The sequence below is a fragment of the Streptomyces violaceusniger Tu 4113 genome (assembly GCF_000147815.2).
Lineage (GTDB): Bacteria > Actinomycetota > Actinomycetes > Streptomycetales > Streptomycetaceae > Streptomyces > Streptomyces violaceusniger_A.
The window spans coordinates 2,009,668-2,021,593 of the sequence record NC_015957.1 but is presented as its reverse complement, the minus strand read 5'-3'; the positions used below and the strand labels follow the sequence as shown (position 1 = coordinate 2,021,593).

The following is an 11,926-nucleotide window of genomic DNA, read 5'->3' as shown; positions in this document are numbered from 1 at the left end:
CGCAGTCGGCCATGTGCTCCTTAGAAAGGAGGTGATCCAGCCGCACCTTCCGGTACGGCTACCTTGTTACGACTTCGTCCCAATCGCCAGTCCCACCTTCGACGGCTCCCCCCACAAGGGTTGGGCCACCGGCTTCGGGTGTTACCGACTTTCGTGACGTGACGGGCGGTGTGTACAAGGCCCGGGAACGTATTCACCGCAGCAATGCTGATCTGCGATTACTAGCGACTCCGACTTCATGGGGTCGAGTTGCAGACCCCAATCCGAACTGAGACCGGCTTTTTGAGATTCGCTCCACCTCACGGCTTCGCAGCTCATTGTACCGGCCATTGTAGCACGTGTGCAGCCCAAGACATAAGGGGCATGATGACTTGACGTCGTCCCCACCTTCCTCCGAGTTGACCCCGGCAGTCTCCTGTGAGTCCCCATCACCCCGAAAGGCATGCTGGCAACACAGAACAAGGGTTGCGCTCGTTGCGGGACTTAACCCAACATCTCACGACACGAGCTGACGACAGCCATGCACCACCTGTACACCGACCACAAGGGGGCCCCTGTCTCTGGATGTTTCCGGTGTATGTCAAGCCTTGGTAAGGTTCTTCGCGTTGCGTCGAATTAAGCCACATGCTCCGCCGCTTGTGCGGGCCCCCGTCAATTCCTTTGAGTTTTAGCCTTGCGGCCGTACTCCCCAGGCGGGGAACTTAATGCGTTAGCTGCGGCGCGGACGACGTGGAATGTCGCCCACACCTAGTTCCCAACGTTTACGGCGTGGACTACCAGGGTATCTAATCCTGTTCGCTCCCCACGCTTTCGCTCCTCAGCGTCAGTATCGGCCCAGAGATCCGCCTTCGCCACCGGTGTTCCTCCTGATATCTGCGCATTTCACCGCTACACCAGGAATTCCGATCTCCCCTACCGAACTCTAGCCTGCCCGTATCGAATGCAGACCCGGAGTTAAGCCCCGGGCTTTCACATCCGACGTGACAAGCCGCCTACGAGCTCTTTACGCCCAATAATTCCGGACAACGCTTGCGCCCTACGTATTACCGCGGCTGCTGGCACGTAGTTAGCCGGCGCTTCTTCTGCAGGTACCGTCACTCTCGCTTCTTCCCTGCTGAAAGAGGTTTACAACCCGAAGGCCGTCATCCCTCACGCGGCGTCGCTGCATCAGGCTTTCGCCCATTGTGCAATATTCCCCACTGCTGCCTCCCGTAGGAGTCTGGGCCGTGTCTCAGTCCCAGTGTGGCCGGTCGCCCTCTCAGGCCGGCTACCCGTCGTCGCCTTGGTAGGCCATCACCCCACCAACAAGCTGATAGGCCGCGGGCTCATCCTGCACCGCCGGAGCTTTCCACACGCATCCCATGCGGGAGCGTGTCATATCCGGTATTAGACCCCGTTTCCAGGGCTTGTCCCAGAGTGCAGGGCAGATTGCCCACGTGTTACTCACCCGTTCGCCACTAATCCCCGGCCGAAACCGGTTCATCGTTCGACTTGCATGTGTTAAGCACGCCGCCAGCGTTCGTCCTGAGCCAGGATCAAACTCTCCGTGAATGCTTCCGGGATATCCCGGTCACACAGTCACGAGAGCGGAGCAGACCAGAGGAATAATCCAGTCCGCCCACAGCGTCCTCGCTGTGTATTTTTCCAAAGGAACCTCGTCCGAGATGGACGGGGTATCAACATATCTGGCGTTGACTTTTGGCACGCTGTTGAGTTCTCAAGGAACGGACGCTTCCTTTGAAACCGTTTCACCGGTCTCTCCGGGCGCTTCCCTTCGGTGTTTCCAACCTTACCAGATCCGTTTTCCGTTCCGTTTCCGGTCCGAATTCCGTTTCCGGTGGCCGTTGGAGGGCCTTCCCTTTCGGTGTCCCCGACTTTATCAGAATTTCTCTGAGTCGATTTCCACCCCGCCGGTGGGCTCCTCCGGAGACCGTTGAGTCCTCCGGGTTCCCCTCTGGCGGAGCCGTAAACGTACTGGAGCGGGGCTCCTCGATGCAAATCGAGGAGCCCCGCCGGGTGTTCAGCGCCGGTGTGGTGCTGAGGAGGTGTCAGACCAGACGTCAGACCTCGACGACCACCGGAAGGATCATCGGGCGCCGTCGGTAGCTGTCGGAGACCCACTTACCGACCGCGCGCCGCGCCAACTGCTGGAGCTGATGCGCGTCCACGACCCCGTCGGAGGCCGACTTCACCATGGCATCCTCGATCTTCGGGATGACCGCGGTGAAGGCCGAGTCCTCGATCCCGGAGCCCCTTGCGTGGATATGCGGACCACCCACGACCTTGCCGGTCGAACTGTCGACGACCACGAAGATCGAGATGATGCCCTCCTCGCCGAGGATGCGGCGGTCCTTGAGCGAGGTCTCCGTGACATCGCCGACCGAGAGGCCGTCCACGTACACGTATCCCGCCTGCACCTTGCCGACGATCTTGGCGATGCCGTCGACGAGGTCGACCACGACCCCGTCCTCGGCGATGACGCAACGGTTCTTCGGAACCCCGGTCAACGCGCCCAGTTCGGCGTTGGCCCGTAGATGGCGCCATTCGCCGTGCACCGGCATCAGGTTCTTGGGCTTGCAGATGTTGTAGAAGTACAGCAGCTCGCCGGCCGAGGCGTGGCCGGAGACATGGACCTTGGCATTGCCCTTGTGGACGACCGTGGCGCCCCATCGCGTCAGTCCGTTGATGACCCGGTACACCGCGTTCTCATTGCCGGGGATCAGCGACGAGGCCAGGATCACCGTGTCGCCCTGGACGATCCGGATCTGGTGATCGCGGTTGGCCATCCGGGACAGCGCGGCCATCGGCTCGCCCTGGGAGCCCGTGCAGACGAGCACCACCTCCTCGTCCGGTAGGTCGTCGAGGGTCTTCACATCCACCACGAGACCGGCCGGCACCCGCAGATAGCCGAGGTCACGTGCGATGCCCATGTTGCGGACCATCGAGCGGCCGACGAAGGCGACCCTGCGTCCGTGCTCATGGGCCGCGTCGAGGATTTGCTGGATGCGGTGCACATGGCTGGCGAAGCTGGCGACGATGATGCGCTTCTGCGCGTTGCTGAAGACCTGGCGCAGTACGCCGGAGATATCGCGCTCGGGCGGTACGAACCCGGGGACCTCTGCGTTGGTGGAGTCCACCAGGAGCAGATCGATGCCCTCCTCGCCGAGCTTGGCGAACGCGGGCAGATCCGTGAGGCGGCCGTCCAGCGGCAACTGGTCCATCTTGAAGTCGCCGGTGTGCACGGCCATGCCGGCCGGGGTGCGGATGGCGACCGCGAGGGCGTCCGGGATGGAGTGGTTGACCGCGATGAACTCGCACTCGAAGGGGCCGATCCGCTCGCGGTGCCCCTCCTCGACCTCGAGGGTGTACGGGCGGATCCGGTGCTCCTGCAGCTTCGCCTCGATCAGGGCGAGGGTCAGCTTGGAGCCGATCAGCGGGATGTCGGCCTTCTCGCGCAGCAGGAAGGGGACGCCGCCGATATGGTCCTCGTGCCCGTGGGTCAGGACGATGCCGTCGATGTCGTCGAGGCGGTCCCGGATGGACGTGAAGTCCGGCAGGATCAGGTCGACTCCGGGCTGCTCCTCCTCGGGGAAGAGCACCCCGCAGTCGACGATCAGCAGCCGGCCACCGTACTCGAAGACCGTCATGTTCCGGCCGATCTCACCGAGGCCGCCGAGTGGGGTGACACGCAGGCCGCCCTCGGGGAGCTTCGGCGGAGGGCCAAGCTCAGGATGCGGATGACTCAAAAGACTCTCCTCACCACACGCGCCACATGCCCCCTGGGCACATGGCGCGCGTGACATTCGTACACTTGCTGATGTGTCTGTATGCAGTTGTGAAGTATGAAGGTGCGACCAATCGCCTCTTTGCTTAGAGCTGTACCCCGCCCGCGGCGAGATCGCGCTTCAGCTGTTCCGTTTCCTCGGCGGTCAGCTCGACCAACGGCAGGCGCAGCGGCCCCGCGGGCTGCCCCTGAAGGGCGAGCGCGGCCTTGGCCGTGATCACTCCCTGGGTGCGGAACATGCCGGTGAAGACCGGCAGCAGCTTCTGGTGGATCTCCGTTGCCTTCGCGACGTCGCCCGCGAGATGGGCCTCCAGCATCGCCCGCAGCTCGGGGCTGACCAGGTGGCCGACCACGGAGACGAAGCCGACCGCGCCGACCGACAGCAGCGGCAGGTTCAGCATGTCGTCGCCGGAGTACCAGGCGAGACGCGAGCGGGCGATGGCCCAGCTGGCGCGTCCGAGGTCGCCCTTGGCGTCCTTGTTGGCGACGATGCGCGGGTGCTCGGCGAGCCGGACGATGGTCTCGGTGCCGATCGGGACACCGCTGCGGCCCGGGATGTCGTAAAGCATGACCGGCAGGCCGGTGGCGTCGGCGATGGCGGTGAAGTGCCGGAGGAGACCTTCCTGCGGAGGCTTGCTGTAGTACGGCGTAACCGCCAGCAGCCCGTGGGCACCGGCCTGCTCGGCCGCGCGGGCGAGCTCGACGCTGTGCCGGGTGTCATTGGTACCGGCTCCGGCCACGACGTGGGCGCGGTCCCCGACCGCCTCCACCACGGCGCGTACGAGCTGGGCTTTCTCCGCATCGCTGGTGGTGGGGGACTCACCGGTGGTGCCATTGAGGATCAGGCCGTCATTACCGGCGTCCACCAGATGAACGGCGAGTCGCTGGGCGCCGTCGAGATCGAGCGCGCCGGCAGTGGTGAATGGCGTGACCATGGCGGTCAGCACCCGCCCGAAAGGGGTCTGCGATGTGGATGTCGGTGCCATGGGGCCCACGCTACTCGTAGCGCGCCCCACGGCGCTCGCTCGGGGCGGCGGACGGAGCGAAGAGATGGGACCCGGCACTGCCTGCTCGGGGGTTCAAGCAGTGCCGGGCCCGTTTGTTCAGCCTAGATGAACTTCTCGAAACGCCGCAATACGGACACTTCACCCGGTGATCCGTCCGGGGAGCGGCCCGGCCCGGGCTACGGGGCCACTCGGCCGTTGGCGTTGAAGGCCGCGTGGGTGAGCGGCATCAGCCGCGACCAGGCCGCCTCCATCTTCTCCCCCACCATCTCGATCTCCCGCTGCGGGAACGAGGGCACCGCGGCCTGCTCGTGCTGGGTGCGCAGGCCGAGGAAGTGCATCAGCGAGCGGGCGTTGCAGGTCGCGTACATCGAGGAGAACAGGCCGACCGGGAGCACCGAACGGGCCACCTCGCGGGCCACTCCCGCGGCCAGCATCTCCTGGTACGCCTCGTACGCATGGCGGTACGCGTCCTCCATCACCCGGCCGGTCAGCTCGTGCTGCGCCGCGGTGCCCTCGACGAACTCGTACTTCCCCGGGCGGCCCTGCTGGACCAGCTTGCGCGCCTCCCCCGGCACGTAGAACACCGGCTCCAGGCGGCGGTAGCGACCGGACTCCTCGTTGTACGACCAGCCCACGCGGTGCCGCATGAACTCGCGGAAGACGAAGATCGGGGCGCTGATGAAGAAGGTCATCGAGTTGTGCTCGAACGGGCTGCCGTGGCGGTCCCGCATCAGGAAGTTGATCAGCCCCTTGGAGCGCTCCGGGTCCTTGGTGATCTCCTCGAGGGACTGCTCGCCCGCGGTCGACACCCGCGCGGCCCACAGCACATCGGAGTCGGCGGCGCTGTGCTTGACCAGCTCGACGGTCACATCGCTGCGGAAGCCGGCCTTCTCGGTCTCGGCGGGGATCTCGGTCACGCGCGGGTCCTTCCGTGGTGCATCGCTCGGGGCGGCGCCCAGCTTACGGGCCACCACCGACAGTCCCGCTCCGCCAAACTTTCTGACAAAAAGTGGACGGATCAGGGCACCCAATCGCTCATTCACACGTCCTACACATTGAAGTACTCACGTTCGAGGTTCCAAGGAGAGCCCGCAGATGTTCCGTCGGCGAGAGCCCGTGCCGTTCGCCTTCGTCGCCGAAGCCGATCGTTTCCGCAGCAATGTCACCCCACCGCCCCGCCCCCGCGCCACACCGTCCCAGATAGCCGGGCGGACTCTGATCGGGCTCACGATCATCGCGGGGTTCATCGGCTCGCTGATGTTCGGGATGCCCGCCCTCGACAGCCAGTCGCACCCCACCCAACAGATCCAGCGGCCCGAGGCGTCCAACGGACGCTGACCGGCGCTGGGATAGCCTCACCCAGCACAGGCCCATCCGGACATGTGTGTGAGTGAGGACCTTCCGTGCCCCTGCCCTTCCTGACCGCCGACCGCGCCCACGATGATGACGCGGCGGCCGGAGCGGACCCGCTCGGCTACGAAGACCGGGACCGCTGGCGCCGTCCTTACCGACCGGGGCCCTGGAGGGTCGGGGGCGCCGCTCTTCTGCTCCTGCTCGCCTCGTACGTCCTCTTCTCCACCATGATCATCGCGGTGGCGGGATCGCTGCCCGCGGCGGGCATCTGCGCCGCCGTCGCGGCGCTGATGATCGTGACAGCCGTAAGGCTGGTGCGCATCGGCGTCGAGGTGAGCGCCCAGGGGCTGCGCCGGATCGGCCTCGTCCGCAGCACCACCGTGCGGTGGCAGGACATCGCCGCGATACGCACGGTCCAGCAGCCGGTCCGGTGGCTGGGCCTGCCGCGGACCGTCCAGGGCCAGGCAGTGCTGCTCGAACCGGTGCGCGGCGGAGCGCCGGAGACCATGTTCACCACCCATGGCGCCGACTTCCTGGGCCATGCGGAGAGCTTCGAGCGGGCCGCCGACGCGATCGAGGGCTGGGCCGCCGCCCACCGCTGAGCCGTACCGCCGCGGGCGGCCCCGGGGTCAGCCGCCGGCCGCCCGCACCGGCTTGCCGTCGTGCAGGGCGATGGCGCGCTGCATGGCCTTACGGGCGCGCGGGGTGTCCCGGGCGTCGTGGTACGCCACGGCGAGCCGGAACCAGGACCGCCAGTCGTCCGGCGACTGCTCCGTCTCGGCCCGGCGCTTGGCGAAGACGGCGTCCGCCGAGTCCCGGTCGATCCGCCCGCCGGGCGTCCGTACCAGCTCGTCGACCGGGAGGCCGCCCTCCGCTTCCAGCTCCCGGGCGAGCTGGTCCGCGCTCCGCGCGAACTGCGTGGTCTGCCATAGGAACCAGACGCCGATGAGGGGCATCACCAGCACCGCCAGGCCGAAGGCGATCGTGACCGGGGTGCCCTCCCGGATCAGCAGCACCCCGCGGTCGCCGACCAGCACGAAGTAGACGACCAGCACGGCCGCGAGAACGAAATATGTGATCTTTGCGCGCACCGCTGTGCCCTCAGTCCAGATCCAGGAAGTGTTCCAGGCCGAAGGTCAGGCCGGGGGTGGTCACCACGCGGCGGACGCCGAGCAGGATGCCGGGCATGAAGCTGCTGTGGTGGGTGGAGTCATGGCGGATGGTGAGCGTCTCGCCCTCGCCGCCCAGCAGGACCTCCTGATGGGCGAGGAGCCCGCGCAGCCGCACCGAGTGCACCGGCACCCCGTCCACGTCGGCGCCTCGCGCGCCGTCGAGCGCCGTGGTGGTGGCGTCCGGCTGCGGGGCGCAGCCGGCCTCCCGCCGGGCCTCGGCGATGAGCTGGGCGGTGCGCGCGGCCGTGCCGGAGGGAGCGTCCACCTTCTTGGGGTGGTGCAGCTCGATGACCTCGACCGATTCGAAGAACCGGGCGGCCTGGCGGGCGAACCGCATGGTCAGCACGGCACCGATGGAGAAGTTGGGCGCGATGAGCACGCCGGTGGTCGGCGAGGCGTCGAGCCAGCCGCCCAGCCGCGCCAGGCGCTCGTCCGTCCAGCCGGTGGTGCCGACGACGCCGTGGATGCCGTGGCGGACGCAGAACTCGAGGTTCTCCATCACCGAGGCCGGTTCGGTCAGCTCGACCGCCACCTCGGCGCCCGCCTCGACCAGGGTCTCGAGCCCGTCGCCCCGCCCCAGCGCGGCGACCAGCTCCAGGTCCTCGGCGGCCTCCACGGCTCGTACGGCCTCGGCGCCGATCCGGCCCCTGGCACCGAGAACGGCCACACGCAGCTTGCTCATCGATCCTGATTCCTTCGATCCGGGAGGCTTCGGCACGGGCTAGGCGACGGCCTCGTCCAGACGGGCCGCCTGCTTGTCCTTCAGCGGGCCGATGACGGACAGCGAAGGACGCTGTCCCAGTACATCGCGCGCCACCTCGCGCACCTCGTCCGGGGTGACCGCCGCGATCCGCTCGAGCATGTCGTCCACCGACATCTGCTCGCCCCAGCACAGCTCGCTCTTGCCGATCCGGTTCATGAGCGCGCCGGTGTCCTCCAGGCCCAGCACGGTGGAGCCGGCGAGCTGGCCGACGGCGCGCCGCAACTCCTCGTCGCTGAGGCCGTTCTCCGCGACCTGGGTGAGTTCGTCGCGGCAGATCTTGAGGACGTCGTGCACCTGGTTCGGGCGGCAGCCGGCGTAGACGCCGAAGAGTCCGCAGTCGGCGAAGCTGGAGGTGTAGGAGTAGACGCTGTAGGCGAGCCCGCGCTTCTCCCGGACCTCCTGGAAGAGCCGGGAGCTCATACCGCCGCCGAGGGCGGTGTTGAGCACCCCGAGCGCCCAGCGGCGGTCGTCGGTGCGCGGGATGCCCGGCATGCCGAGGACGACATGGGCCTGCTCGGTCTTGCGGTTCAGCAGCCCGACCTTGCCCGCCGTACGGATCGCCCGGATGCCGGAGCGCGGGGCGACCGGGAGCGCGTCGGTACGGGACAGGGCGCCCGCCCCGTCGAACGCCGCGTGCACCTGGCGCACCACGTCGTCGTGGTCCACATTGCCCGCGGCGGCGACGACCAGATGCGTCGGGTCGTAGTGCTTCCGGTAGAAGCGGGCGATCTGGTCGCGGCCCAGGGCGTTGACGGTGTCGACGGTGCCCAGGACCGGGCGGCCGAGCGGGGTGTCACCGAGCATGGTGTGGGCGAACAGGTCGTGCACACAGTCGCCCGGGTCGTCCTCGGTCATCGCGATCTCTTCGAGGACGACACCGCGCTCCGCGTCCACGTCCGCCGCGCCGATCACCGAGCCGGTCAGCATGTCGCAGACGACGTCGATGGCCAGCGGCAGATCGGTGTCGAGCACCCGCGCGTAGTAGCAGGTGTACTCCTTGGCGGTGAACGCGTTCATCTCGCCGCCGACCTCGTCGATGGCGGCGGAGATGTCCAGCGCGCTGCGCCGCCGGGTGCCCTTGAAGAGCAGGTGTTCCAGATAGTGGGTGGCCCCGCCGAGCGTCGGGGTCTCGTCGCGCGAGCCGACGTGCGCCCAGATGCCGAAGGTCGCCGAGCGCACGGACGGGAGGGTCTCGGTGACGACGCGCAAGCCCCCGGGGAGGGTCGTCCTGCGGACCGTTCCGATGCCGTTCTCGCCCTCGAGAAGCGTTTGGGTACGGGCGACGGCCCGCGCCTCCGAGGAGGTGCGGGCCGTCGTCTCGTCGTCGCGGGACGTCACTTGGCGGCTTCGTCCTTCGACTGGGGCTGCGCTTCGTCGCTCGCCTCGTCCGCATCCGCGTCCGAGCCGCCCTCTCCGTCCTCGAGGACCGGGATGAGGGAGAGCTTGCCGCGCTGGTCGATCTCGGCAATCTCGACCTGGACTTTGGCGCCGACCTTCAGCACGTCCTCGACGTTCTCCACGCGCTTGCCACCGGCCAGCTTGCGGATCTGCGAGATGTGCAGCAGGCCGTCCTTGCCCGGGAGCAGGGAGACGAAGGCACCGAAGGTGGTGGTCTTCACGACCGTGCCCAGGTAGCGCTCGCCGACCTCCGGCATGGTCGGGTTGGCGATGCCGTTGATGGTCGCGCGGGCGGCCTCGGCGGCCGGGCCGTCGACGGCACCGATGTAGATGGTGCCGTCGTCCTCGATGGTGATGTCGGCGCCGGTGTCCTCCTGGATCTGGTTGATCATCTTGCCCTTGGGGCCGATGACCTCACCGATCTTGTCCACCGGGATCTTGACGGTGATGATCCGCGGCGCGTTGGGGGACATCTCGTCCGGGACGTCGATGGCCTCGTTCATCACATCGAGGATGTGCAGCCGGGCGTCGCGGGCCTGCTTGAGGGCCGCGGCCAGCACGGACGCCGGAATGCCGTCCAGCTTGGTGTCCAGCTGCAGCGCGGTGACGAACTGCTTGGTGCCGGCGACCTTGAAGTCCATGTCGCCGAACGCGTCCTCCGCACCGAGGATGTCGGTGAGGGTGACGTAGTGGGTCTCGCCGTCGATCTCCTGGGAGATCAGGCCCATGGCGATGCCCGCGACCGGCGCCTTCAGCGGCACACCGGCGTTGAGCAGCGACATCGTCGAAGCGCAGACCGACCCCATGGAGGTCGAGCCGTTGGAGCTGAGCGCCTCGGAGACCTGGCGGATGGCGTACGGGAACTCCTCGCGCGTCGGCAGCACGGGCAGCAGCGCCCGCTCGGCCAGGGCGCCGTGGCCGATCTCGCGGCGCTTGGGCGAGCCGACGCGGCCGGTCTCACCGGTGGAGTACGGCGGGAAGTTGTAGTTGTGCATGTAGCGCTTGCGCGTCTCGGGCGCGAGCGTGTCCAGCTGCTGCTCCATGCGGAGCATGTTCAGCGTGGTGACGCCCAGGATCTGGGTCTCGCCGCGCTCGAACAGCGCCGAGCCGTGGACCCGCGGAATCGCCTCGACCTCGGCGGCGAGCGTACGGATGTCCGTGACGCCGCGGCCGTCGATGCGCTTCTTCTCCTTGATGACGCGCTCGCGCACCAGGGTCTTGGTCAGCGCGCGGTACGCGGCGGAGATCTCCTTCTCGCGTCCCTCGAACTGCGGCAGCAGCTTCTCGGCGGCCAGGCCCTTGACCCGGTCCAGCTCGGCCTCGCGCTCCTGCTTGCCCGCGATGGTCAGCGCCTGGGCCAGCTCGTCGCGGACGGCGGCGGTCAGCGCCTCCAGGATGTCGTCCTGGAAGTCGAGGAAGATCGGGAACTCGGCGGTCGGCTTGGCGGCCTTGGCGGCGAGGTCCGCCTGCGCCTTGCACAGGACCTTGATGAAGGGCTTCGACGCCTCCAGGCCGGCGGCGACGATCTCCTCGGTGGGGGCCTCGGCGCCATCCTTGACCAGCTGGATGGTCTGCTGGGTGGCCTCGGCCTCGACCATCATGATCGCGACGTCGCCGTCCTCCAGGACGCGACCGGCGACGACCATGTCGAAGACGGCCTCCTCCAGCTCGGAGTGGGTCGGGAAGGCCACCCACTGGCCCTTGATCAGGGCGACGCGGGTACCGCCGATCGGACCGGAGAAGGGCAGCCCGGCCAGTTGCGTGGAGCAGGAGGCGGCGTTGATCGCGACCACGTCGTAGAGGTGGTCGGGGTTGAGCGCCATGATCGTCTCGACGACCTGGATCTCGTTGCGCAGGCCCTTCTTGAAGGACGGGCGCAGCGGGCGGTCGATCAGACGGCAGGTGAGGATCGCGTCCTCGGAGGGGCGGCCCTCACGGCGGAAGAACGAGCCGGGGATGCGCCCCGCCGCGTACATCCGCTCCTCGACATCGACCGTGAGCGGGAAGAAGTCGAGCTGGTCCTTGGGGTTCTTGGAAACGGTGGTGGCCGACAGCACCATGGTGTCGTCGTCCAGGTAGGCCACGGCCGAACCGGCGGCCTGACGGGCCAGGCGGCCCGTCTCGAAACGGATGGTGCGGGTGCCGAAGGTGCCGTTGTCGATGACTGCTTCGGCGTAGTGGGTCTCGTTCTCCACCAGGGAAATCTCCTCTTCTGCGTCCCTCGTCCGTGTGACGGTGGACGGTGGTGGAGCAGCGCCCCTGGCCTTGCGGGCCGGCGGCCGGGCCGGTCTTCGATCGAAGCCACCGGAATTGCCAGTTCCGGGAGCCACTACCGAGGACCGGCTCCTGTGGCGCCGGTGCGGCGGGAATGAGGCGCTCCTCCTCGTTCGTTATGGCGTTGTTGGGACCAGACTACAAAGCTTCGGCCGTCATCACGACGGCTGTGCTC

At 67.5% G+C, this 11,926-nt stretch carries 9 protein-coding genes and 1 rRNA gene; 2 read left to right on the top strand and 8 right to left on the bottom strand.

Annotated features, from left to right (window positions below; all coding sequences use genetic code 11):
• Nucleotides 1–24: 24 nt before the first annotated feature.
• The 4 genes from STRVI_RS08960 to thyX form a co-directional block, all read right to left on the bottom strand.
• Nucleotides 25–1,551 (bottom strand): 16S ribosomal RNA (locus STRVI_RS08960).
• Between the two features lie 509 nt (nt 1,552–2,060).
• Nucleotides 2,061–3,746, bottom strand: coding sequence for a ribonuclease J (locus STRVI_RS08955; RefSeq protein ID WP_014055317.1), 1,686 nt, complete (start codon nt 3,744–3,746; stop codon nt 2,061–2,063).
• A gap of 124 nt (nt 3,747–3,870) precedes the next feature.
• A complete protein-coding gene (dapA, locus tag STRVI_RS08950; protein ID WP_014055316.1) occupies nt 3,871–4,770 on the bottom strand; it encodes a 4-hydroxy-tetrahydrodipicolinate synthase in 900 nt (299 codons plus the stop codon).
• Nucleotides 4,771–4,967: 197 nt separating this feature from the next.
• On the bottom strand, nt 4,968–5,708 hold the full coding sequence (gene thyX, locus STRVI_RS08945; protein WP_043235624.1) for an FAD-dependent thymidylate synthase: 741 nt from the start codon (nt 5,706–5,708) through the stop codon (nt 4,968–4,970).
• A gap of 178 nt (nt 5,709–5,886) precedes the next feature.
• Between thyX and STRVI_RS08940 the strand changes: the two genes are divergently transcribed.
• Both STRVI_RS08940 and STRVI_RS08935 read left to right on the top strand, forming a co-directional pair.
• Nucleotides 5,887–6,129 carry a hypothetical protein gene (locus tag STRVI_RS08940; protein WP_014055314.1) on the top strand — a complete coding sequence of 81 codons (243 nt, stop codon included), beginning with the start codon at nt 5,887–5,889 and terminating at the stop codon, nt 6,127–6,129.
• 65 nt (nt 6,130–6,194) lie between these two features.
• A complete protein-coding gene (locus tag STRVI_RS08935; protein ID WP_014055313.1) occupies nt 6,195–6,746 on the top strand; it encodes a PH domain-containing protein in 552 nt (183 codons plus the stop codon).
• Between the two features lie 27 nt (nt 6,747–6,773).
• Here the strand turns inward: STRVI_RS08935 and STRVI_RS08930 are convergent, their stop codons facing one another.
• Genes STRVI_RS08930 through STRVI_RS08915 form a run of 4 tightly spaced genes read right to left on the bottom strand, consistent with a single transcriptional unit; the run spans nt 6,774 to nt 11,672 of the window.
• A complete protein-coding gene (locus STRVI_RS08930; RefSeq protein ID WP_014055312.1) occupies nt 6,774–7,235 on the bottom strand; it encodes a tetratricopeptide repeat protein in 462 nt (153 codons plus the stop codon).
• Nucleotides 7,236–7,245: 10 nt separating this feature from the next.
• Nucleotides 7,246–7,998 (bottom strand): 4-hydroxy-tetrahydrodipicolinate reductase, encoded by a 753-nt coding sequence (dapB, locus tag STRVI_RS08925; protein ID WP_014055311.1) that lies wholly within the window; start codon nt 7,996–7,998, stop codon nt 7,246–7,248.
• Between the two features lie 39 nt (nt 7,999–8,037).
• Nucleotides 8,038–9,417 (bottom strand): M16 family metallopeptidase, encoded by a 1,380-nt coding sequence (locus STRVI_RS08920; RefSeq protein ID WP_014055310.1) that lies wholly within the window; start codon nt 9,415–9,417, stop codon nt 8,038–8,040.
• A complete protein-coding gene (locus tag STRVI_RS08915) occupies nt 9,414–11,672 on the bottom strand; it encodes a polyribonucleotide nucleotidyltransferase (RefSeq protein WP_014055309.1) in 2,259 nt (752 codons plus the stop codon). Before STRVI_RS08915 ends, STRVI_RS08920 begins: the two co-directional genes overlap by 4 nt.
• Nucleotides 11,673–11,926 lie beyond the last annotated feature (254 nt).

Coding starts and splice junctions, on each gene's coding strand:
- dapA (WP_014055316.1), bottom strand. CDS start 4,770: ATGGCACCGACATCCACATCGCAGACCCCTTTCGGGCGGGTGCTGACC.
- STRVI_RS08940 (WP_014055314.1), top strand. CDS start 5,887: ATGTTCCGTCGGCGAGAGCCCGTGCCGTTCGCCTTCGTCGCCGAAGCC.
- dapB (WP_014055311.1), bottom strand. CDS start 7,998: ATGAGCAAGCTGCGTGTGGCCGTTCTCGGTGCCAGGGGCCGGATCGGC.